Genomic DNA, 22,620 nt, shown 5'->3' with positions numbered 1-22,620 from the left:
AAAATGACGACTTAGTTTTATTTAATAATGAGAAACTAACTTTTGTAGATTACTACTATATAGAGCCATGAAAAGCATAAAAAAACAATCTGTTAATCAAAAATTTTATTTTTTCTTAAAAATAAAGAAATATTTTTTAGTAGTAGAATATACGATATCAAATAAAATACAGCATACTTTACGGGGGATAGCGCAGGTAAACTACCCACGCTTAATATCATAATCAACCACAGATAAAAATAATATTGTGGAGCATGAAGGTAAAATTTTCCGGCTTCTAAGCATAAGAAGTATCGATTTACCAGATATTTTGTCAGTGCCTAAGTACTAATACTAGAGTGAGCGATCGCTTCCTGATAGATTTGCTGATACTGTAACCCAAACTGTATAAGGAAAATTCAAATATGAACTTCTGTAAAACTGAACTAAATTTTCAGGATTAAAGGAAAGTATTTGAGTATCTAAATTTTAGATAAAAGTGTGCTATAAATTACCGTCAGAACCATACATAATGGTTCGACCCTTGAAGGAGTTATGAAGTGGAACAAAATAAATCGTTACTTTGGCCGCAAGGTATCTTGATTGCTTTGCTTGCCTTGGGTGCTACATTAAGCATTGCTGTCATAATGCTTCTGAGACCAAATGCTTCTGAAGCACAAAGCAATCAGCGTATCAATATAAATAATAATTTAGTTGCTAAAGTTGGTACACAAAAGCGTATTGAGGGCTTAAAAGCTGCAATGCTGACAAGTTGGCAACAAGAAGCACAAGCTAAAGGCCTTGGTTATACTTTAGCTAAACGCTTTCAAGGGGCAGTAATTAAAGAGGCTAAACTTAGCCCAAATCAAAAAGTAATCGCACTTACCTTTGATGATGGCCCTTGGCCGGAAAGTACGGCTCAAGTACTAGAAATTCTCAAACAGAATAATATCAAAGCAACATTTTTCGTTGTTGGTCAAAACGTCAAAAATTATCCAGACTTACTCAAGCGGGTAAGTACTGAAGGCCATGTCATTGCTAACCACACTTGGCATCACTGGTATCATTTCATGAATCAACAGGCAGCGGCCTATGAAATTGAGCATACAACAGACATGATTTATCAGATTACAGGTGTCAAAACAAATTTGTTTCGCCCACCTGGAGGAATCATGCACAATGGCGTAGCAACATACGCTAAAAATGCCAAGTATGCCATTGTAATGTGGTCGTCTGATTCGATTGACTATTCCCAGCCTACCGTACCAAAGTTGATTGATAATGTCTTTCGACTAGCTAAACCAGGGGGTATTGTCCTGATGCACGATGGTGGTGGAAACCGTTCCCGCACAGTACAAGCTTTACCAGAGATTATTAATAGATTTCGCAAGCAAGGATACCGTTTTGTGACTATTCCAGAACTTTTAGAAATGGAAGACAAAGCACAAAGTGTAATTGCCAAGAAAAAGTAATAGATAAGTTATTAATTACTTATTATTAATATGTAATTTGGTTAAAGTATTGAACAATGTTTATGTGGTCGTAAGGGAGTGAGCTAGAGTCAACAATGAAAGATGAATTGATAGCTCTTTTATAGAATGCGATCGCACTTCTACTGAGTATTCATTGACTGCTGTTACTATACTTCACCAGTTGCGATCGGCAAAATTATACTTGAAATCACTGAAATCATATCTTTCACTATTCTCAGTAATCGTCAGGTGGGCAATATCCGCAACGTAAAACTCAAGTATGAAGCAAATTTTCAGCATTGCCCACCTGATTTTAATTGCCATAAAGCAGATATTGAAAGAAGTAAACGAAGATAATTAAGTTTTTTTATCGTTTTAATTGCTCTCGCCATTCATCTAAACTAATATATTTATTCTCAATCAAATCGAGAACTTCTATCACACCACTGTCATTAAACACCCGGAACCAATAAATTGTTGAATCATAGTCTGATTGATTTTCAAATATCCGAATTGTATAGTAAGGTTCATTGAGGGCAGGAGAAGCGTCAACTATCGCACCTAATTTGATAGTGCCTTTAGAAAGCCGTTCAATTTCTCTTGCTTTGCGCTGTACTTGTGGCAACTTCCACACTAAATTTAAAGCCGTTTTTTCATCAATTTTGTTAGTCAATTCAGCAACTTTCACAATATTAGCTGGATTTAACTCAGATAATGTTTGTGCAGTAATTAACCCCGGTTTAACATCATAGTTGGAATTTTGAGAAAGAGCTACTTGGCATCCCACACTCATCAATAAAGAAGACATTATCGGTAAGTAAATGAATATTTTCATGGAGCAATCCTTGAGTGTTATGCTGTCGTTAACTTTATGTCATACATACACTAGGGTAACAGTCATCACCCTATATTTGAGATGATTAATCATTTCTTCTTATTGGTATTAGTAATTATACTGAGTTTGCATATATCAAATCCCCGAATTATTTGATAAGTCGGGGATCTTGCACTTTACTAATAATTCATAACTGCAAAATAATTAATTTAACGGGATTTTTGCCTGTATAAATACTTGCTCAACTGTAAATTCTAACCCTGGAAACAGCGCATCCTTGAGTATTTCATCTCCCATATATGTTTGCGGTGCCGCATCTGGGAAAAACACAGTAATACTTCTGGCTTTGCTATCTACTACCCATACTCGCAGCACTTTCGCATCTAAATAATCTTTGGCTTTAGCCATCATTTGACCAAAGGTTTGCCCTGGTGAAATAATCTCAATCACCAAATCTGGCGGAACAGAACATACTCCTTCTTCTTCCCAGTCCGAAGGCAAACGTTCATTCGAGATGTATAAAATATCAGGTACAGGAACCCAATCTCTTCCTTTACGAGTTAAAGACACAGCTAATTCTGGACATACTTCTCCATTAGCCCCACATAATTGTTCAATCAAGTTGAGCAGGACGCGAGTCAGTTTAGAGTGAAATTTTTTCGGTGACATTTTAGGAATAGCTCGGCCATCCACAAGTTCATAGGTAGTATCTCCCTCACCTGGAGGAAGATGTAAAAACTCTTGTAAAGTTAATTGATTTTTGGTTTGAAGAATCATGGCGCAAACTAGTTTTTAGCTAGTTTAATTGTAATTAACCTGAGTTCGGGATTAGCTTAAACCCTAATTTTATCGTTCTTGGTAAGAAGAATTAAAAAACTTGTGGGTTTGCCCAGCGATATAAAAATCTTGTTGTACACCGACCTATATAGGTTAATTAGCTAATCTATTACATTCCTTGTAGTACTTGCTGGATGACATCTGCTGGTACTTGGTCGGTGACTGTGACTACACCAATTTGAGTTGGTAACACAAACCGCACTTTACCTGCTTTGACTTTTTTATCTAGTTGCAGTGCATCAATAATTGCGGCAATATCTACACCCGCAGGTAATTTTGTCGGTAAACCTGCTTTTTGAACGATCGCATTTTGTCGGTCAGTTTCAGCTTGTTGCCACATACCTAAATTGACAGCAATTTGCCCAGCCGCTACCATACCGATCGCAACAGCTTCGCCATGATTCACTACTCGATAACCTGTTAAACTTTCGATCGCATGACCAATAGTGTGTCCATAATTGAGAATTGCCCGTAGTCCACCTTCTTTCTCATCTTTGCCGACAACATCGGCTTTGGCTTGGCAAGAACGAGTTAAGATTTCATTCAACAGTTCCGGTTTCATATAACGGAGTTGGTTGAGATGTTTGCTGGCTTCCAACTGGGTAAACAATTCCCCATCCCAAATCACACCATACTTGATAACTTCGGCCATACCTGCACGAAACTCGCGCATAGGTAGAGTTTTTAATACTTCTGGGTCAATTAAGACTAAACGCGGCTGATGAAATGCGCCAATTAAGTTTTTGCCGTTGGGATGATTTACGCCTGTTTTACCGCCGATAGCAGAGTCTACCATTGCTAACAGAGTGGTGGGTACTTGGACAACGTTAATTCCCCGCAGCCAAGTTGCAGCGGCAAAACCTGTCATATCACCAATTACGCCTCCCCCCAAGGCTACCATTGTCGAGGAACGTTCCAGGCGGTTTTCTAAGGCGACATCGTAGAGTTTTTGGATGGAATTGAGGGTTTTGTAGCGTTCCCCGGCTGGTAAGCAATAACTCGCTACGTTAAATCCTGCGGATTTTAGTGATGCGATCGCTCTTTCGCCATAATGCTTGAAAATAGATGGATTAGAAACTAACACTACTTTCTGCCCTAGCTGGAGATTAGCCAGACTTTGACCAAGCTGATCTAAACTGGCAGGTGCGATCGCAATCTCATAAGACTGCTGCGGTAAATTAACGTTAATGGTAGAAGTCATTGCCCAACCCTAAAAAGCGCCGTGGGCTTGTATTTTAACGCAATCTGGGTCTGAAATATGAAGTTTGAAATTGCATTCTTTAGCCTGTTGACCATTGACCATTGACCCGTGACTAATGGTTCAATAGATTTAGTGAAGTATTGTGGAGAAGCATCAAAATGTTTGCAATAGTTGCTTACGTCGGTTTTTTAGCTTTATTTACAGCGATCGCAGCTGGTCTTTTGTTCGGTCTACGTGCTGCTAAAATCCTCTAAAAATTAAGGGTATAGGGGTGTAAGGGTATAAGTAAGGCAAAATTCTCCACCCTTACACCCTATTTACTTATCCCACCGCCGCAGGACTAGCCACCTGATTTGCTCTTTGGATAGGTGGACGCATTTCTAACCCCAGCAAATTCAACATTTCCTGGTCAGCATCATAATCTGGGCAAGGAGTGGTGACAGTGAGCATTTTGTTATCGTCACTGGAAAAGATAGAATTAGCTCCTGCCATAAAGCAGAAAGCTTGCTCAACTTGAGAAAGTCTGGCACGACCAGCGCTCAACCGCACATCAGAAGTTGGCATAACAATACGTGCTGTAGCAATCATCCGCACAACATCCCAAATGGGGACATCTGGTTGATTTTCTAAGGGTGTACCTTCCACTTGAGACAGAATATTAATTGGAACTGACTCTGGATGAGGATTGAGGTTTGCCAGGGTGTGCAACATCGATACTCTGTCTTGAGCAGTTTCACCTAAGCCTAGAATACCGCCAGAGCAAACAGTCACATTAGTTTGGCGGACATTCTCAATTGTATTCAGGCGATCGCTATAAGTCCTGGTGGTAATAATTGTGCTGTAATAATCTTCTGAAGTATCTAAATTGTGGTTGTAAGCATACAACCCGGCTGTTTCTAATCGCTTTGCTTGGTCGGCTGTCAACATTCCCAGAGTACAGCAGACTTCTAAACCCATATCGGTCACTTCTTTGACCATTTCCAGCACTGTTTCAAACTGAGAGTTATCTCGTACTTCTCGCCAAGCAGCACCCATACAAACACGACTGACACCTTTTTGTTTAGCTGTTTGGGCAATATTCACCACTGTATCTTTATCCAGAAGTGCTTGTGGTTTCACTTCTGTTTTATAACGAGAAGATTGAGCGCAATAGCCACAATCTTCAGGACAACCTCCGGTTTTAATGGAGATAAGTTTACATACCTGTATTTTTTTAGGGTCATGATATTGGCGATGCACACTAGCAGCTTGATAAATAAGCTCTAGCAACGGCATATCATAAATCTTCTGAATCTCTGCTTCCTGCCAATCGTAGCGTATTCCCACCGACATTCAATAAATCCTTCTTGTTGACTGGATTGATTAATATCTGTCTTGTTGCTGGATCTGTTGAAGTACTGCTTTCAATCCTAGGGCTGTAGACATTAGACATCAGCTTATCAAGATTTTGCTGGGATGGCAGACTAATCTTATCAGGAATTATTCCATTTCACGTTAATGATCATACAGATAAATCCTGTAGAGATGTGGCAGTATTATACAAAGATGTGGTATCAAACAACTGTGATGGACTGCTATCAGGACGGTCATGTGTTCAAAGATGATTTGCGATAATTTTTAATTCTTCTTTGATAGATAAAGGTTGATATCCTAACCCAAAAGCTTGAGAACTATCTAAAGAAACATCTGCTGGTCTTGGTGCTGACATTTTTACATCTTTTTGGCGACAGCTTTTTATGCCTGTGGATGGTAGTTTGAATACTTCTACCAATAACTGTCCAAAGTCATAGCGTGAAATCCGTTCTTTCCCGCCTAGGTGAATGATTCCGTTCACTTTCTCTACAGCTAATAATAATCCTTTCGCGGTTGTTGTCCCGCTGGCTGGTGTACGATATTCATCAATAAATAAATTTAATTCTTTTTCTTCTTTTAAAGTTTGAATAAATGGTTGAATAAAGCTCTGGGCTGTAGGTGTTGCACTACCAAATAACAAAGGCATTCGACAGACTGCGGTCAAAGGATATCGCTCTAACATACCCATTTCAGCCATGACTTTTTGCTCACCATAAATATTGATGGGACATACAGGGACAGCTTCATTATAAGGAGCATTTAAGCCATTGAAAACTTGATCTGTTGATGTAAACACGCAAGGAATAGCATAATCTGCACATAGTCCAGCTATATTGCAAGATACTGTGACATTAATTAAGTGTGATTCTTGAGGATAAATTTGACAAAAATTTGGTTGTGAGTGGGCGGCTGTATGAATAACTGCGGCTGGATTAATCTCGTTAAATAGTTGTTTTAATTCTTGAAAGTCTGTTAAGTTGACTTTTAGTATTTTGATTCCTGGAATTTCTATAAAATGTGAGTTATAAGTACTATAAACTTCCCATTCTTGTTTTGCTAGTTGGCAAAGATGCCATCCTAAAAAACCACTTGCTCCGGTAATCAGTAACTTTCTCATATATTATTTTTGCTCACTGCGAGCAAAGCAATGCAGAGATTAGATTTAGTTAATCCAAATCATACCCTGTAACTTGCAGCAGAGCGCATATTGTCACTTACATAGTAGGGAATAGGCAACAGTAAATAAGAAACAGGCAGGAAAAGTATTTATTGTCTATGTTTGAGATGATTTATTTTACTTATCTATCGGGCAGCTACTACACTTCATAGCTATCACAAACAGCTATTGAATTAATTTTTTAAATCTTTGATCGCTACGTACTTTTTTAAAGTCTGGATCGGTTTTCGCTAATTGTTGGTATTTTCCTGGAACTAGACGTATGGCAGCTTTTAAGTTTGTAATTGCTAATTCTACTTTGTTTTGCAAGGCATAAGTACAAGCTCGATTGTAATAAATTTCTGGCTTGTCTGCTTTGATAGCGATCGCCTGATCATAAGATGCTAATGCCTCCTGATAACGTTGCAGTTTTGTCAACGCTATCCCGCGGTTAATCCAGGCTTCTTGTTTATTTGGTTTAATGGCGATCGCTCGATCATAAGCTGCAATTGCGCCTGCATAACTTTGTAAGGATGCTAAAGCATTACCTCGGTTATACCAAGCTTCATCTTTATCAGCTTTGATAGCGATCGCTTGATCATAAGACGCTAATGCTTCTGTGTGTTTTTGCAGTTTTGTCAAAGCTATGCCTCGGTTTATCCAAGCATCTGCACTATCTGGTTTAAAGGCGATCGCTTTATCATAAACCGCTATGGCATCTTGATAGTGTTGTGCATCTAATAATTTATTGCCTTGATCAAATAAATTTTCTGCTTTTTGACTCGTCTTTGCTTCTGTCAGCAACTGAGAAACGTTAATTTCTTGTACCACTTGCTGAGTATTTTTTATTGATGATTGTGCTTTGCTATCGCAGCCAGATGTGAAGCAAATAATCAAGCTAGAGGCAGCCAAGCAGCGCCAAAAGACCATGCTATACCTACAGAACTCTAAATTTGATGTTAAGTCATTTTGATATTTATTAATAGTATCATAAAGGACTGTTATTTTTTAATTAATCTGCTGATCTGTGTAATTGCTAAATTTTGCTGCTCAGTAACCCAGCTAGATTAAATACATGTTTAGTCTTTGCGGGGTAGGACTTTTAGCCTATATTCGGCTTAATGAATTTAGTTATAAGTCAAAAAACCATAGCAGTTCTAATTATTTCAGCAATGACAATCGATAAGCTCAGAACCCCGACTTCTGGTTGTCCATGAATAATTTATGACTATATATTAAATATCTGCCAATAAATATGAAACTCTAAAATCGAATAAAATTAGTGTCTATGATTTGTTTAGATTAATTGACAAGAAAATATAAATAAATGATTGATATATTAAAAAATATAGTGTTAAAAATATAAGCAAAAATTTTGGATATTTTAGCAGATATTTTAAAAATTAAACTTGACAAACTAGCTGATAAAAAGATATTGATGACAATCATAAAAATATCTTAATAGGAAATATTTTTATGATAATTAATGAATATTTGGGCTAAATTTGATTGATAAAAATCTATCGTTATTATGATCTCATGCCAGCGCAAAGGCATCTAAATAGGTCTGTTAACCAGCAAAAGCTAGTATGGTTAGCTTTTTCATCACTTTTTACAAGCTAGGTTAAGTTTTTGCAGAAAGTGAAAATGTGGGCAAAGTATGAATCACAAATTACTATTGACTCAATATCTCAGTTCACCCGTTTAGGTGAAGGCAAGTAAAATTACTCAAGACTAATATTAAGGAACGTTAATTTATATTTTTCATAATTCTACATAAATAGAAAATTCCGATAATTTTTAGTCTGATAGCTTGTATAGACCAACTCAACAGCCCAAAAGTACTCGTAAGACCGTAATTATGAACACCTACATCGAAGTTCCCGTTATTGGCAAAGTTTATCACCCATTTCGCTGGCTGATTGGGTTGATAGCCACGGGTGCTGTTGTGGTTGGTGTTACTACTACCGCCAACATGGTTAATCGATCAGCCAGCGAACAAGATATTACACAACTAACGGTGCCGGTAGAAGCTAAAAATGTGACTTTGAAAATTACTGCCAGTGGTAAGGTTGTACCTGTACAAAGTGTGAATATTAGTCCGAAAAATCCTGGGGTACTGGCAGAATTATATGTGGAACAAGGCGATCGCGTAGAGCAAAATCAAATTATCGCCAGAATGGATGTAGGGGATTTGCAAGCGCAAATTCTTCAATACCGCGCCAACTTAGCCCAGTCCCAAGCCCAATTAGATCAGGCTTTAGCAGGAACTCGTCCCCAAGAAATTACCCAAGCAAAAGCCCGGTTGTCTCAAGCCCAAGCGCAGTTAGCCCAAGCCCGTGCAGGTAATCGTCCCCAAGAAATTGCTCAGGCACAAGCTCAAGTAGATGCAGCCCAAGCAAGGGTAAACTACACCGCTGAACAAGTCAAACGTTATCAATATCTTTACCAACAAGGTGCGGAGAAAAAGCAATTATTAGACCAAGCAGTCAGCGAAGATAAATCTGCTAAAGCTAATTTAGAAGAAGCTCGTCGGCGGTTGTCTTTAATGCAAAGTGGCTCCCGTAGCGAAGAAATTGATATGAAGGAAGCCGCTGTAACTGAGGCACAAGCCGCCTTAGTTTTATTACAAGATGGGACACGCAAAGAAGAAATTGCTCAACGCCAAGCCGCAGTCAAAGCCGCACAAGCGCAGTTAGTCGCAGCAAACGTCAAAATGCAAGAAACAGTGATTCGCGCCCCCTTTGCAGGAATTGTCACTCAGAAATACGCTAACATCGGCGCATTTGTCACACCCACTACCTCGGCTTCTAGCAGTGCTTCGGCGACTTCTAGTTCCATTGTGGCTGTTGCTAAAGGTTTAGAAGTATTAGCCCAAATCCCCGAAGCTGATATTGGCAGAGTTAAACCAGGACAAGAAGTAGAAATTGTGGCTGATGCTTATCCTGACCAAATATTTAAAGGTCGTGTCCGCTTGATTGCACCAGAAGCAGTAGTGGAACAAGGTGTGACATCATTTCAGGTGCGGGTGGAGTTAGAGACAGGTACAGATAAACTGCGTTCTGGCTTAAATGTTGACTTGACTTTTTTAGGCGATCGCGTCAGCAATACTTTAGTATTACCAACTGTGGCCATTGTCACCGAAAAAGGTAAAACTGGTGTCCTGGTTCCCGACGGGAAAAATCAGCCGCAATTTCGGGAAGTGACAACAGGAGCGCAAATTCAAGACCAAACTCAAGTTTTATCGGGTGTGCAACCAGGCGATCGCGTGTTTGTTGACTTACCCAAGGACTATAAAATCAAGAAGGCGCAGGAAGCACAAAACCAATGAACTTCTTAGAAAGCGTACAAATGGCAGGTAAAACTCTGCTGTCGAATAAGCTGCGTAGCGCTCTCACAATGCTGGGTATCGTGATTGGTAATGCTTCGGTCATTGCCATGATTGGCATTGGGGAAGGTGGACAGAAATTCGTTTCTAATGAGTTAGAATCTTTAGGGCCGAATGTATTGTTTGTGATTCCGGGGAATCAAGAAACTGAACGTGTTTCCAGAGATGTGCCGAAAACTTTAGTATTGGAAGATGCCAATGCGATCGCGACTCAAGTACCAACTATCGCCGAGGTGACTGCTGAGTTAAATAGCAGACAAGTTGTAACTTACGCTAACAAAAACACTGATGTCAACATTATCGGCACAACGCCCAGCTTTTTAAATGTGCGCGACTTTGAAACTGACAAAGGGCGGTTTTTTTCGGAAGTCGATATGAAACGTAGTAACCAAGTGGTGGTACTGGGTGCAAAGTTAGCTGAACGACTTTTTGGTAATAGCAACCCTGTGGGACAGCAGTTACGCATCAGCAATACCAGCTTTCGCGTGATTGGGGTGTTAGTTGGTAAAGGTTCCAGCCTAGGCGTTGATTATGATGATGCGGCTTTGATCCCGGTCATTACAATGGCAAATCGCATTGTTGGGCGGACTTCACCTTATGGATTAGAGTTAACTTACATCGTCGCTTCAGCAAAAAACGCCGATAGTGTAGATGCAGCAGTTTTTCAAATCACCAACTTACTGCGCCAACGCCACAAAATTATCGGCGAAGATGACTTCACTATCCGCACCCAAAAAGATGCACTGCAAACTGTCGGTCAAATCACAGGTGCATTAACAATTATGCTGGCGGCGATCGCTGGCATTTCGCTTTTTGTTGGCGGTATCGGTATCATGAATATCATGCTAGTTTCTGTCACCGAACGCACCCAAGAAATCGGACTGCGAAAAGCGATCGGTGCAACCGAACAAGATATATTGTTACAGTTCATGATTGAAGCGATAATTGTTTCCGCCATTGGTGGTGTAGTTGGGACTGCTGTTGGTGTCAGCGGAATTATGATAGTCGCCACCTTAACACCATTAGAAGCAAGTATCTCTCCTGTAACTATTGCTACCGCTGTAGGGATTTCCGGTGCGATCGGTTTATTCTTCGGTGTTGTTCCCGCCCGCCGTGCTGCTAAACTTGACCCAATTGTGGCATTGCGAAGTGCTTAGTAGAGTAAGAATCTTTTACTGTCTAAGTTTGACTACCTTGGCGTTTACCTCAGCGCTACTTTGCGTGAAGTAAAACAATTGACAGTCAAGGCAAAAATTTAGAACTAGCGATCGCTGATTATCAAACAATACAGTTCAGATAACCCCATTTTTTGTTTTCCTGTTGCCTGTTACCTGCTATCTTATGGCAATGTAGATATTAAGAACAGGAAAAAATCTACACCACGGGAAATACTGATGAATCGTTCAAAAATAGTCGCTATTATTACAGGTGCAATTTCTATCTTGCTGGCTATTGCTTATTTAATTATTGTCCAAATCCTCGATTATCGAGATATGCAGCCTGCTCCTATTAGTCAAATTAACTCAACACCACTAGTGATGACTGACACTACACAATACATTTCAGTTGATCAAATGCTAAGTCGGGTAGAGTGATATCCTCGGCGTAAGCCTTCTTGAAGATTAACCCAACAAAGCTGATATCTTGCACCAGCTATTTTATGGCAATTAAAGTCAATTGGGCAATGCTTTTAATTCAGTCGGACATTGCCTACTCTAAGTTGCTTGAGAATCACTGTGTATGTGCTACCAAAGATAAAAGTTCTTGTGTTGTGAGACTGCGTTTTTTCTGCATTGATTGTTGCCTAACTGCATTTAACACAGATTGAGTTTCTTCATGATTCAGAATAATGCCATGTTGTTGCAGCAGATTAGATAATAAATGCCGACCAGAATGTTTACCAATAACTAAACGCCGTTCGCGGCCAATTTCTTCTGGGGCAAATGGTTCGTAGGTGTGGGGGTTTTGTAACACTCCATGAGCATGAATACCTGATTCGTGGGCAAAGGTATTTTCGCCGACAATTGCCTTCCAAGGTGGTAAACCATAACCTGATGCTGTGGCTACAAGTTGAGATATTTCTAATAAACGCCGCGTGTCTATACTTAAATCCATCTTTGATAGATGTTTAAGCGCCATCACAACTTCTTCTAAAGCTGCATTTCCTGCCCTTTCACCTAACCCATTGACTGTAGTGTTTACAGATAATGCACCTGCTTTTATACCTGCTAGGGCATTAGCTGTCGCTAGACCAAAATCATTGTGAGTGTGCATTTCTACAGGTATAGACAAGGATGTGAGCAATTTTTTCACCTTGTCGTAAGTTGTGAATGGGTCGAGAATGCCCACGGTGTCACAAAAGCGAAACCGCGATGCACCCCATTCTTGGGCATAAAGTACTGTATCTAGAAGAAATTGTTCATCGGCGCGAGAAGAATCTTCTCCTCCCACCGAGACAAACAATCCTTGATCTAAGGCAAAGCTCAGACTATCTTTGAGTTTTTGCCATACTAATTGCCATTTTCCCTGGAATTTTGCCCCAATTTGAATTGCAGAGACAGGAATAGATATATGCACTCGCTTTAAACCACAAGCGATAGAAGCTTGAATATCGGCAATAACGGCACGGTTCCAACCTAACAGATGAGCTTGCAAACCTAAATCAACAATTGTAGCGATCGCTTGTTGTTCTGCTTCACCCATCGCCGCAATACCAATTTCCATTTCTGGAACACCGATTGCATCCAGAAATTTGGCGATCGCAATTTTCTCCTCTAAGTTAAAAGCAACACCCGCTGCTTGCTCGCCATCACGTAACGTTGTGTCATTGATGACAACCTGATCCATTGCTGAAACTTCTCCAAAAAAAGAGATTTATCTTCTTAGCCTGAGCTTAAATAGGCATAAGGAGAATTTGACAAAGATTTTTGCAAAAGTAAAGAGGTCTCCAATAAATACATATATGGCTGTTATTAGCATCAGAATTTTCTGCTCATATTTATTCCGCAGTTAAAGTTATATCTGACAATATTTCGGTTGTTTCTGACAGTGTTTCATGATTGTGAATTGTACCATTTCCAAAAAAGCGTGACACTAAAGGTAAAGCAATAAAAATGACTGCTAAAACTAATAAAAATGTAGAAATTCCAAAAAGTTGATTTTGCTGTATTTCTAACACTCCGCGTAAAATTACCTCCCGTAACGCAGAAACTATCGTAATTTCAACTGCGGCTCCTACTGATATCTGCTGGGTTTGTAAGTAATCAATCAGTAGACGAAACAACTCAACAAGAATCAAAATAAACAAGATATCGGATGTGATTTCTCTTACATCTAAGGGATGCAAAAAGGAGAAGAACATATCTCCTAGCCTAATCAGCATGACGCAGAATAAACCAACACACAGAGAGACAATAATAAAGTCTTGAAATCTTTCCAGGTTATTAACGATGCTCTCTCGCTGAAACCAACTGTTAACTTCTTTAATTACACGTTTTGGCATAATTTATTTCAAGACATTAATTGACCTAATTCCATCATAGGCAATTTAAAAATAAAAAATTTTAGTTAAAACATTTATTTCTTGCGATTTCGTAACATATATTTGAGCTATTTTGTAAAATTATTAACAGCATAAATATAAATTTTATAATCGTATTTTTATTGACAATCAAACAAAATTTTTTTGATAAAATATATTTTTATCTAAGAGTTATAAATTATTCATGAATAATAAGATACCCGACTTGCTCAAGAAATCGGGTATTTTAATTATTTCAATTTTTATAAAATAATCGCAAAATATCCTCGTTAGTCAGGCACAACCACTTTCTCCGCAATATGATGATTGAGCGACCAACGGTGATCAACAGCCACAGATGTCACCTCACAAATTTCTTCTAGCCGTTTTTGCTGGACTGCTGCTTTGCGAAGAGTAATAATGAGTTGATTGACTTGATGTCGCAAATCGGGATTTTGATTGACGGCTAACAAGGTTTGTCTTTCTAAAAGTTGGAGTATCAATTCGTAGTGGATGGGTGATGGTAGAGGAATTTGCTCCATGTGGCTTAAATATTGCAGATGTATAATTTGTCTTAGTTAGAGTTTATCTCTTGCCATGAATTGTTACACAAAAAACAAATATTTAGTTATGAAATGGGTGTATTTAACAGTTAAGCTTTAGGAAAGATAAGTGTAATTACATAAGCTAAAACTCTCTATTTAATACTAAAACTATTTGCTCTGTAAAATCAGAGCAAATAGTTTTAGATGGAATTACTCTTGGGTAAGATCTGGGCGATCGCTAATTCTGGGTCTGGTTGTTTGACTAATGATTCGCCAATTAACACAGCACTTGCACCTGCTTGTTCTACTAAACTCAAATCTTCAGGTGTATGTAAACCTGATTCACTAACAACTAAAATATTTCGTGCTTGTAATTGTTCACCCCTGGCGGCTAAAAGTTGACAAGTCGTCTGCAAATCTACGGTGAAATCTTCAAGATTGCGATTGTTAATGCCAACTAAAGAAACACCATCTAAAGCTAATACCCGATCGAGTTCTTCTAGACTATGAACTTCAATCAATGCTGCCATATTTAAGGCTTTAGCAATTTTGATGAAGTACTGCAAGTCTTGGTCACTCAAAATAGCCGCGATTAATAAAACGGCATCCGCACCCTGAATGCGGGCTAAATACATTTGGTAAGGATAGATAATAAAATCTTTACACAATAAGGGTAAATCGACAGCAGCGCGTACTTTAGCTAAGTTGTCAAAGCTGCCTTGAAAAAATTTCACATCTGTCAAAACAGAAATACAACTAGCACCACCTTGTTGATATGATTTGGCGATCGCTATAGGGTCAAAATCTTCGCGTAAAATGCCTTTACTTGGTGAAGCTTTTTTGACTTCGGCAATTAACGCTGGTTTGGTTTTACCTTGTTTGAGGGCGGCGATAAAATCTCGTGTTGGCGGTGCGGAAAGTGCTTGCTTTTGTAATTCAACCAAAGGCTGCTTTTCCCGCAGTTGGTCAACTTCAACTTCTTTTTGCCAGACAATTTCTTCTAAAATATTGTTTGGTTTGGCATTTGGTACAGCAACCTGATAACGCAAGATGGATACATCTATAGCGGGGCTAGGTGAACGGCGACGGATTTGCATATTTGAGTGCTGAGTGCTGAGTAGTAAGTAAAAAGTAAAAAGGTAAAAGTAAAAAGGTAAAAGTAAAGATTGTTACTTTTTACCTTTTGCCTCCTTCGGAGTTCGCCAGTCGCTCATGGGGGAAACCCCCAAGACCGCGCTGGCTCACTTTTTACTTTTGCCTTTATTGGGCTACTGCCCGTTTATAAGCTTCATCTAGAACTTCCGAGAGGGTTGGGTGGGCGTGAACTAGATGGGCGAGGGTGTGGACAGATTGACGGTTGGCAATGGCGGCGGAGGCTTCGTGAATCAAGTCGGAGGCGTGCATACCGAAGATGTGAACGCCTAAAACTTCACCTGTATCTTGGCGATAGATTACCTTAGCGATACCGTCGGCTTCATTTTCTGCCAATGCTTTGGAGTTGCCTTTGAAGTAACTTTTACTAGTACCAACGGTAAAACCTTCTGTTAGTCCCAATTCTTTAGCGGCGGTTTCAGTTAAGCCGACATAGCTAACTTCTGGGTGAGTGAAGGCGGCGGCGGGGATGCTGCGATAATCGATGGTACGCGATCGCCCAACGATATTTTCTACAGCTACAATACCTTGAGCCGAAGCTGCATGAGCCAACATCATTTTGCCATTGGCATCACCAATTGCCCAAAGATGGGGGACAACTTCGCCTGCACTTAATACTGCCAGGCGATCGTCTACAGGAATAAAATTGCGCCTGTCTAATTCCACACCTACAGATTCCAACCCAAGGTTTTGAGTTGCGGGGATGCGTCCTGTCGCTACTAAGCAAGCATCGACTTCGATAACTTCTAAATCTTCTTTGGTTTTGAAATCTGCGAGTTCAATTACTACCGGCGAACCGGGAATAACTTTTTTGGCGTAGATACCAACTTTGGTTTCAATATCGCGGGGGGTAATTAATACCCGTTCAGCGAGTTTGGCGATATCACGGTCAAAACCTGGCATTAATTGGTCTAAGGCTTCAATCATGGTGATTTCACAGCCCAAAGCCGAATATACATCCGAAAATTCTAAGCCGATGTAACCGCTACCAATAATTGCCACCCAAGGCGGTAGAGATTCCAGTTTGACACCTTGGTCGCTGGTAAAGACAGTTTTGCCGTCTACTTCAATTCCTGGGGGGACAAAGGGAACTGAACCAGGAGAAAGAATAATATCTTTAGCTGTAATTGTTTTGTCACTGCCATCCCCAGCGACAGTGATTTTCTGTGTCCCGGCGATTCTGCCCCAACCCCTGATAATATCTACGCCCAGGCGCTTCAAGCTGTTAGTCAAATCGCCTTGAATTTTTGAGACTAAATTGCCTGCATGATCGGCGATCGCTTGGCGATCAAACTCCACATTCCCAATTTGAATGCCCAATGACTTGAGGTGGTGGGCATTACGTAACTCCCGCACACGTCCTGCTGCTGCCAGCAACGCCTTTGATGGAATACAGCCCCTGTTGACACAGGTTCCGCCCATGTCTGCTGCTTCGATAATCGCTGTTTTCAGACCGCAGCTTACCGCGTGTAGGGCTGCGCCATGTCCGCCTACACCAGCGCCAATAATTACTAAATCATAATCAAATCCATGACTCACGTTAGTTTCCCCGTGTGCTTCGCCTATTTATTCTCAACTTGACTAGCTATCCTGACAACCCATTGAGAGTTGGGAACGGCTAAATCAACTATTATTATTCACGCTAACAAGCCAAGAGATAAATTTATGGACAATTTATGGACAATTTTAGTAAACATTATTCACTTATTTAATTTTATACTGATATGGCTAATTTTTTGGAGAAAGGTATAATAGCTGATTCAGGTTGTCATACCAATTTGGCATTTTGGATTAACAATCTTTACCATTTAACAGTTCCCAAAATCTTGAACTGGAAAATTTATTACAAGTTGGTAGCAAAACTTCTTGTTTTAATTTTGGGAACTTGCTTTTACTTTGATCTATCAACACATTGCATAATTAAACCTAGATAATTAGTATTAGAAAATACTAGTAGTCAAAAGGAGAAAGAAACTACTCTTGACGTAAATATTTTGTCTTTTGCTTTCTTGTACTAGTATCGTAATTGTTGGAAATTTCAGTAACAGCCTGATGGTTATGACTGGGAATTCAAAATCGGTATCAGCCGAAAAGCCAACCTGGATCTAAAATTCATTTACGCATAGGATTTTCGTACGCGATCGCCCGATGTCTATTCCCAAAATCAGTGAATTTACCATCCGTCGTTATGCTAACGCCAAGTCTTACCAACGCGGTGAGGCTTATTTTGAGTCAGGGGCTGTGGATACCATCTCTCGACGCGGTAATCTATTACACGCAGAAGTTGATGGCAGTGAAGGTAGACCCTATCGTGTCAGCCTCAATTTTGAGGGTCATAGTTTAACCTCGGCAAATTGCACCTGTGCCTACAATTTTGATGGATGGTGTAAACACATTGTGGCAACTATGCTTGTTTGTGTGCGCCAGCCGGAAATTATTGAGCATCGTCCGACTTTAGAACAGTTACTAGATCGTCTAGATCATATTCAAACTCAAAGGTTAGTACAAGAATTAGTCGCCGAACATCCTCAACTGATCGATACAATTGATCGTCATGTAATCTGGATGACTAATCCTGCGCCTCAAGGAAAAAAGCTCAAATCTCTGCGCCAGCATTCCATTGATACAAATCCTGTGCGGCGGCAAGTACGGCAAATTATCCACGATGGTGTGCGCTATTTTGAGGATGGTTGCGAAGAAGACCCCATTGCTGAGGAATTACTGAGTTTAGTGCAATCGGCGGTAGATTTGACTGAACGAGGAGAAGGGAATCAAGCGATCGCAGTTTTAGAAGCAATTACTTCTACTTGTATCGAAAATTGGTATGAAGTTGCTGAGTATGGGGCTGACTATGATGAAATTGCCTGGGAATTGAATAATGCTTGGTGTGAAGCCATTCTGACTGCTGAACTAAGCGATGAAGAAAAGGTAGACATCCAGGTAAATTTGGAAGTTTGGCAAGATGAATGGGATGTTGATTTTGGTTTAAGTTTAGATGCTTTACACCAAGGTTGGGATTACCCGCCACTAGTTGAAGTTTTGCAAGGTAAGATTAGCGAAAGGGGCGTATGGGACGCAAAAATTCCCGATTATGCCGATGATTTAGCTTTAATTCGACTAAAAATTCTGGAACGGCAAGAACGTTATCAAGAATACTTGTATCTGGCGGAGGCAGAAGGGCAAACTCGGCAATATTTAACTATGCTAGGCAGACTTGGCAGAGTAGAAGAAGCCTTAGCAGTTGCCCAAACCGAGATGAACTCAATGGAAGAAGCCTTTGCTTTGGGGAAAACCCTGCAAGAACAAGGCGCATTACAACAAGCTTTACATATTGCCCAAATTGGCTTGCATTTAAAAGGAAATTGTCAATATGATTTGGGTCTTTGGACAAGTGATTTAGCCCAGAAGTTGGGAGATCAAACCACAGCTTTGCAAGCAAAAAAGCTGGCTTTTCAGGTACACCCTTCTTTAGAAGAATACCAAAATATTCAAAATTTAGCTGGGGATGAATGGGAAAGGGTCAAACCTGACTTGTTAAAAACTCTTCGTGTTTATAGTGCTTGGGAAACTGCACCAATTAAGGTGGATATTTTCTTACATGAGGGATTAATTGATGAGGCGATCGCGATCGCAAATGAACTCAATATCTATCATACTGATGTTATTCATCGTGTGATGGATGCTGCCATTCCCCATCGTCCTGAGTGGGTAATTACTCATGCTTGTCGCCATGCCGAAGCAATTATGGATGCAGGTAAAGCAGAATATTATGATGCCGCAGTCGATTGGCTAAAGAAAGCACGCGCTGCTTACTTAGCATCAAATCGACAAACTGAATGGTCAAATTATCACACCAAATTAATGGCAATTCACGCCCGCAAACGCAAGTTGATGGGAATGTTGCACGGAAGAGATATGGAGTAATATCAGGTTCGGATAAGTACTTATAATCAGGGTGTAACAGTTGCAGTTCATCCCTGAAGGGGTGAAACTTGTACCGAAAATTCCCCATCCAAAATTTAAAATTTTTCGGTCAGAAGAGAGATAAGCTCATTTTAAATTTAAAGCATCGTGTTGTGAAAGTAATTTTTCTACTTTTGCATCATCAATTCTCGCAGTTAATCTTTTAGCTTCATGTAAATCTCTGGTGGTTTTTGCCAAGGTAAAAGTTGAACCTACAGAAAAAGCTAAACCCATACCCATAAAGCCTTTAATCCAGCTATCGACAGGCAAATTAACAATACCAAAGGTAGTCATAGAAATAGAAATTATGAAAGCAGCCCATGTTTGAATAATCCAAGCTGCACTATCTTTTTGTGAACCTAGTGGTTGCATATTACCGACCTTTGTTTTTATCGATTTATATCAATCGTATTGATTTATATATTTGATTACAACAATGGAATTACCACTTTGCTAACTGGACTGTAAAATATCAAATGAAAAGTCCAGAAACAAAAGAATAACTGGTACATAGTTTTGTACCAGTTAGACAAATGGCATAAACTTGTTGAATTTAATTATTCAGATTCTGAAAACGTTTGTACTTTACCATCAGGACTGAAAACAACCCGCATTCTGATATTTTGCCCAGATTTATTACCAGAAACAAAAGGTTTACCAATGGCTGGTATTCCTGTATTATCAATAAACTCTCTTGCTGGCTTATTTAGTGGTAGAATACGCGCAATAGAACCGTCAACATCCACAGTCAAGCTGTATTCTAATGTTTGGGTCAATCCAGATGGCGGTTGCCAACGCTTCTGAAAAAAACTTCGGGCTTCTGCTATTTGAGTTGTATCAAATATTGTGCTGTTAGTAACTATATTGGAGGGTGCAGAAGTTTTAGGATCATCCCCCAATCTATCAATAAATGGGTTACTATCAGCAGCTGAAGACGGGAGAGAAGAATTAATTTTTTCTCCTAGTTGTTGGTTTGTTGGTGAGTACCCTTGAGGAAAATTATTGCTGCGATTTTCATTTGGTAGGTTAGCCAGAGGCGGGGGAACTGCTGGGATGCTGCTAGTAGATGATAAATTATCAGTTCCAGATAGACGAGATGGGAGACTCCGCCTTTGAGGTAAAGTAATTTCACCCTTGGTAATTGGTTGTGCAGTATTCAAATTAAGATTTGGGTTCAGAGCAATTTGTTGACCAGGAATTGTTGTAGATGAGGTACTTGATGGATTATTCTTGGCACTAATTGCTGTCTGAGGTACGTTCAGAACATTTTTTGAAGATGTTGGCGGTAAACTCAAAGATGTTTGGGAGTTAGCAGAAAGATTAGCACCCGGAGATAAAACAGGTTGTGTTGGCAAACGGGAAGTCGGAAGAGGAAGAGTCGAGTCGATAGGTGGTAGCAATGGCAAATTATCCGAAGGTGTTAGTCCCGGTAACGGTGTATTCAAGTTAGCTGATGACGGCGGTGCTAAAGCTACGTTAGACTCTGTAGAAGTATTTTTGTTGGCTGTTGTTGGTTGATTTTGCCGATAATTGTTAGCGTATTGTAACGTTATTGGCAATAAACCGACACTTAAAACCAAAACTGCGGCTACAGATGCCCAAGCCGGGAAGTGGACAACAGAACTGGTATTATTCAGAGCAGGTAACGCCATGACATCATCTGAGTATTCATCCAAGGCTGAGGCTAAATCAAAAAGCTGCAACAGACTTAATTGAATGAATGGGCTAGATGCTTGACTGGCGAGAGAGCCAAGATGCAGCTTGTGAGTTAAAGAACTGCTTTGTTCTAAATATATTTTGGCTCTGGGGATATCTGATGTGAAAGATTTTAAAGTTTGTGTTGATAGGGAAGATTGGTGAACATCCCTCAACCCTGAATTGTCAGATGTTTTAGTTGAGTCTTGGGGAGCAGAAAAACTCATCCCAAAGCTTTCTGGGGACTGTTGGAGAAATTCTTGCACATAGCTGGTAACGGCATCACACAAAGCTTCAAGTTGGTCGCGATCGCCCCGAATTACAACCCTGCGTTCTTCTGGTAGTCGTGGATCGTCAATGCGTAACTCAAAGCTGAGTTGCTTAATGACAGTTTTCCCCATCCAACGGGACAAAGGAGAGCTTTGCGCCAATACTTCTAGTGTGCAAGTGGGGGGTGTGTAGCGACGAATGACAGAATTTGATACAGGCATGGGAGAAACTGGGAAGGAGACGTTTTCAATATTTTGCGGAGTCGATGAGTGCGAGCCAGAGACGGCGGTGTCCAGCAGGAGCGCTGTAGAATAACAAGTCTACAAGCAGCTTGAGTGCTAGGTGGGTTAGTAATTCCGTTGAGATTTGGTCATCCTCTTCCATCCGCTCTTGGTAAGTGTTGCAAAAAGCATCAATGTAATCTCCAAGTAAAGCAGCCTGATGAGGTTCCCGGTTGTTTTCCGCCATTTGCTCTAGTAACCCAACAGCACGGCGAATTAATTCTTGGTGCTGTTTAGCGAGATAGCAGATGATTAAAACAAGCGATCGCGCTTCTTCAACATCTAGCTTTTTTCGCCCTCCTTGACCTTTGCGTAGAGGATTAGACTGTCGTAGTCGCCATAAAGCTACGCGGTCTGGCACTCTTGACTCTAAATTTAGGTTAACTGCCGCTGAGAGCATTGCTTCAGAACCAATCCCAGTTAAGGTTTCTAGCGCCAACAGTACCAAGTCCAACTGAGTTTTTATATTATCCCATTGGACTGTATTTGGGTTTGGAAGCTTGATTAAGTCCTCCCATTGGGAATTGGGTGTGGCTGGGTCGGCGGCCGAGTGCATAACTTTTAGCATAGGTGATCGGGCTGGTAGGGGCTGGTGCTGTTACCTATTTTGAAACCAGACTCTCAAGGATGACAGTTGGTTTCCCATAATTAAATTTGACTACAAGTTACTCCTAGCTTGCTTGTCTAATTTTGGTAAACAGCAGTTGTCACTGTCTTACTCTACAAGATGAAAATTTATTTTCCATACACTTAGCAGATGAGAAAATTATCTACCCTAGTAAAAATCTTCATAGCTTAACCGCTACCTCAGCAAGTGTAAATCAACATAAATATAAAGTTGTGAAGAATAGTGTAACCATCTGTCCCAGACCGAAGTAGCAAGCACAGCTACAATTCTCCTCTCCAGGGCGAACGCATCTTAATTGCTAATAAAAATCGGAGAGTAAATTCAAATATGTAAAATAAAGCCAAT

20 protein-coding genes are annotated in these 22,620 nt (G+C 40.1%); 6 read left to right on the top strand and 14 right to left on the bottom strand.

Annotated elements, in window-relative coordinates; translation table 11 throughout:
* The first annotated feature begins 539 nt into the window (after window positions 1-539).
* Window positions 540-1,451, top strand: a complete 912-nt coding sequence (locus NOS7107_RS00970; protein ID WP_015111114.1) for a polysaccharide deacetylase family protein — start codon at window positions 540-542, stop codon at window positions 1,449-1,451.
* A 367-nt stretch (window positions 1,452-1,818) separates the two neighbouring features.
* Here NOS7107_RS00970 and NOS7107_RS00965 read toward each other — a convergent pair whose 3' ends face one another.
* From NOS7107_RS00965 to aroB, 3 genes are all read right to left on the bottom strand, one after another.
* Window positions 1,819-2,286 carry a hypothetical protein gene (locus tag NOS7107_RS00965; protein ID WP_015111113.1) on the bottom strand — a complete coding sequence of 156 codons (468 nt, stop codon included), beginning with the start codon at window positions 2,284-2,286 and terminating at the stop codon, window positions 1,819-1,821.
* A 204-nt stretch (window positions 2,287-2,490) separates the two neighbouring features.
* Entirely contained in the window at window positions 2,491-3,063 is a 573-nt protein-coding gene (locus NOS7107_RS00960) for a Uma2 family endonuclease (protein ID WP_015111112.1), read from the bottom strand.
* Window positions 3,064-3,232: 169 nt separating this feature from the next.
* Entirely contained in the window at window positions 3,233-4,324 is a 1,092-nt protein-coding gene (gene aroB / locus NOS7107_RS00955; protein ID WP_015111111.1) for a 3-dehydroquinate synthase, read from the bottom strand.
* 158 nt (window positions 4,325-4,482) lie between these two features.
* Here aroB and petL point away from each other — a divergent pair, with 158 nt between their 5' ends.
* Entirely contained in the window at window positions 4,483-4,578 is a 96-nt protein-coding gene (gene petL, locus NOS7107_RS00950; RefSeq protein WP_015111110.1) for a cytochrome b6-f complex subunit PetL, read from the top strand.
* A 67-nt stretch (window positions 4,579-4,645) separates the two neighbouring features.
* On the opposite strand, the gene bioB is transcribed toward petL, so the two are convergent.
* From bioB to NOS7107_RS00935, 3 genes are all read right to left on the bottom strand, one after another.
* Complete coding sequence (gene bioB, locus NOS7107_RS00945; RefSeq protein WP_015111109.1) at window positions 4,646-5,656, bottom strand: biotin synthase BioB; 1,011 nt, start codon at window positions 5,654-5,656, stop codon at window positions 4,646-4,648.
* 262 nt (window positions 5,657-5,918) lie between these two features.
* Window positions 5,919-6,794 carry an NAD(P)-dependent oxidoreductase gene (locus NOS7107_RS00940; RefSeq protein WP_015111108.1) on the bottom strand — a complete coding sequence of 292 codons (876 nt, stop codon included), beginning with the start codon at window positions 6,792-6,794 and terminating at the stop codon, window positions 5,919-5,921.
* Between the two features lie 225 nt (window positions 6,795-7,019).
* Window positions 7,020-7,763 (bottom strand): tetratricopeptide repeat protein, encoded by a 744-nt coding sequence (locus tag NOS7107_RS00935; protein ID WP_015111107.1) that lies wholly within the window; start codon window positions 7,761-7,763, stop codon window positions 7,020-7,022.
* A 931-nt stretch (window positions 7,764-8,694) separates the two neighbouring features.
* On the opposite strand from NOS7107_RS00935, the gene NOS7107_RS00930 reads away from it, so the two are divergent.
* The 3 genes from NOS7107_RS00930 (at window position 8,695) to NOS7107_RS00920 (ending at window position 11,816) form a co-directional block, all read left to right on the top strand.
* Window positions 8,695-10,164, top strand: coding sequence for an efflux RND transporter periplasmic adaptor subunit (locus NOS7107_RS00930; RefSeq protein ID WP_015111106.1), 1,470 nt, complete (start codon window positions 8,695-8,697; stop codon window positions 10,162-10,164).
* Window positions 10,161-11,378 (top strand): ABC transporter permease, encoded by a 1,218-nt coding sequence (locus NOS7107_RS00925; protein ID WP_015111105.1) that lies wholly within the window; start codon window positions 10,161-10,163, stop codon window positions 11,376-11,378. The genes NOS7107_RS00930 and NOS7107_RS00925 overlap by 4 nt, the downstream gene beginning before the upstream one ends.
* A 237-nt stretch (window positions 11,379-11,615) precedes the next feature.
* Complete coding sequence (locus NOS7107_RS00920) at window positions 11,616-11,816, top strand: hypothetical protein (RefSeq protein ID WP_015111104.1); 201 nt, start codon at window positions 11,616-11,618, stop codon at window positions 11,814-11,816.
* Between the two features lie 136 nt (window positions 11,817-11,952).
* Here the strand turns inward: NOS7107_RS00920 and nifV are convergent, their stop codons facing one another.
* From nifV to lpdA, 5 genes are all read right to left on the bottom strand, one after another.
* Entirely contained in the window at window positions 11,953-13,068 is a 1,116-nt protein-coding gene (gene nifV / locus NOS7107_RS00915) for a homocitrate synthase (protein ID WP_015111103.1), read from the bottom strand.
* Between the two features lie 151 nt (window positions 13,069-13,219).
* Window positions 13,220-13,723 (bottom strand): phosphate-starvation-inducible PsiE family protein, encoded by a 504-nt coding sequence (locus NOS7107_RS00910; RefSeq protein ID WP_015111102.1) that lies wholly within the window; start codon window positions 13,721-13,723, stop codon window positions 13,220-13,222.
* Between the two features lie 308 nt (window positions 13,724-14,031).
* Window positions 14,032-14,283, bottom strand: a complete 252-nt coding sequence (locus NOS7107_RS00905; protein WP_015111101.1) for a DUF5340 domain-containing protein — start codon at window positions 14,281-14,283, stop codon at window positions 14,032-14,034.
* Between the two features lie 203 nt (window positions 14,284-14,486).
* Window positions 14,487-15,383: an indole-3-glycerol phosphate synthase TrpC gene (trpC, locus tag NOS7107_RS00900; protein WP_015111100.1), complete on the bottom strand. Its 897-nt coding sequence runs from the start codon at window positions 15,381-15,383 to the stop codon at window positions 14,487-14,489.
* A 163-nt stretch (window positions 15,384-15,546) separates the two neighbouring features.
* Window positions 15,547-16,977 (bottom strand): dihydrolipoyl dehydrogenase, encoded by a 1,431-nt coding sequence (gene lpdA, locus NOS7107_RS00895; protein ID WP_015111099.1) that lies wholly within the window; start codon window positions 16,975-16,977, stop codon window positions 15,547-15,549.
* 609 nt (window positions 16,978-17,586) lie between these two features.
* Between lpdA and NOS7107_RS00890 the strand changes: the two genes are divergently transcribed.
* Window positions 17,587-19,362, top strand: coding sequence for an SWIM zinc finger domain-containing protein (locus tag NOS7107_RS00890; protein WP_015111098.1), 1,776 nt, complete (start codon window positions 17,587-17,589; stop codon window positions 19,360-19,362).
* Between the two features lie 126 nt (window positions 19,363-19,488).
* On the opposite strand, the gene NOS7107_RS00885 is transcribed toward NOS7107_RS00890, so the two are convergent.
* The 3 genes from NOS7107_RS00885 to NOS7107_RS00875 form a co-directional block, all read right to left on the bottom strand.
* On the bottom strand, window positions 19,489-19,773 hold the full coding sequence (locus NOS7107_RS00885) for a YiaA/YiaB family inner membrane protein (RefSeq protein WP_015111097.1): 285 nt from the start codon (window positions 19,771-19,773) through the stop codon (window positions 19,489-19,491).
* A gap of 185 nt (window positions 19,774-19,958) precedes the next feature.
* Entirely contained in the window at window positions 19,959-21,587 is a 1,629-nt protein-coding gene (locus tag NOS7107_RS00880; RefSeq protein ID WP_015111096.1) for a DUF4335 domain-containing protein, read from the bottom strand.
* Window positions 21,588-21,612: 25 nt separating this feature from the next.
* Complete coding sequence (locus NOS7107_RS00875; protein WP_015111095.1) at window positions 21,613-22,215, bottom strand: DUF3038 domain-containing protein; 603 nt, start codon at window positions 22,213-22,215, stop codon at window positions 21,613-21,615.
* Window positions 22,216-22,620 lie beyond the last annotated feature (405 nt).

The sequence above is a fragment of the Nostoc sp. PCC 7107 genome, from assembly GCF_000316625.1.
Lineage (GTDB): Bacteria > Cyanobacteriota > Cyanobacteriia > Cyanobacteriales > Nostocaceae > Nostoc_B.
This window is presented reverse-complemented; position numbering and strand designations above follow the sequence as displayed.

Bases quoted from the DNA above. Each gene is read 5' to 3' on its own strand.
- NOS7107_RS00965 (WP_015111113.1), bottom strand. From the start codon at position 2,286: ATGAAAATATTCATTTACTTACCGATAATGTCTTCTTTATTGATGAGT.
- NOS7107_RS00960 (WP_015111112.1), bottom strand. From the start codon at position 3,063: ATGATTCTTCAAACCAAAAATCAATTAACTTTACAAGAGTTTTTACAT.
- aroB (WP_015111111.1), bottom strand. From the start codon at position 4,324: ATGACTTCTACCATTAACGTTAATTTACCGCAGCAGTCTTATGAGATT.
- petL (WP_015111110.1), top strand. From the start codon at position 4,483: ATGTTTGCAATAGTTGCTTACGTCGGTTTTTTAGCTTTATTTACAGCG.
- bioB (WP_015111109.1), bottom strand. From the start codon at position 5,656: ATGTCGGTGGGAATACGCTACGATTGGCAGGAAGCAGAGATTCAGAAG.
- NOS7107_RS00940 (WP_015111108.1), bottom strand. From the start codon at position 6,794: ATGAGAAAGTTACTGATTACCGGAGCAAGTGGTTTTTTAGGATGGCAT.
- NOS7107_RS00935 (WP_015111107.1), bottom strand. From the start codon at position 7,763: ATGGTCTTTTGGCGCTGCTTGGCTGCCTCTAGCTTGATTATTTGCTTC.
- NOS7107_RS00930 (WP_015111106.1), top strand. From the start codon at position 8,695: ATGAACACCTACATCGAAGTTCCCGTTATTGGCAAAGTTTATCACCCA.
- NOS7107_RS00925 (WP_015111105.1), top strand. From the start codon at position 10,161: ATGAACTTCTTAGAAAGCGTACAAATGGCAGGTAAAACTCTGCTGTCG.
- NOS7107_RS00920 (WP_015111104.1), top strand. From the start codon at position 11,616: ATGAATCGTTCAAAAATAGTCGCTATTATTACAGGTGCAATTTCTATC.
- nifV (WP_015111103.1), bottom strand. From the start codon at position 13,068: ATGGATCAGGTTGTCATCAATGACACAACGTTACGTGATGGCGAGCAA.
- NOS7107_RS00910 (WP_015111102.1), bottom strand. From the start codon at position 13,723: ATGCCAAAACGTGTAATTAAAGAAGTTAACAGTTGGTTTCAGCGAGAG.
- NOS7107_RS00905 (WP_015111101.1), bottom strand. From the start codon at position 14,283: ATGGAGCAAATTCCTCTACCATCACCCATCCACTACGAATTGATACTC.
- trpC (WP_015111100.1), bottom strand. From the start codon at position 15,383: ATGCAAATCCGTCGCCGTTCACCTAGCCCCGCTATAGATGTATCCATC.
- NOS7107_RS00890 (WP_015111098.1), top strand. From the start codon at position 17,587: ATGTCTATTCCCAAAATCAGTGAATTTACCATCCGTCGTTATGCTAAC.
- NOS7107_RS00885 (WP_015111097.1), bottom strand. From the start codon at position 19,773: ATGCAACCACTAGGTTCACAAAAAGATAGTGCAGCTTGGATTATTCAA.
- NOS7107_RS00880 (WP_015111096.1), bottom strand. From the start codon at position 21,587: ATGCCTGTATCAAATTCTGTCATTCGTCGCTACACACCCCCCACTTGC.
- NOS7107_RS00875 (WP_015111095.1), bottom strand. From the start codon at position 22,215: ATGCTAAAAGTTATGCACTCGGCCGCCGACCCAGCCACACCCAATTCC.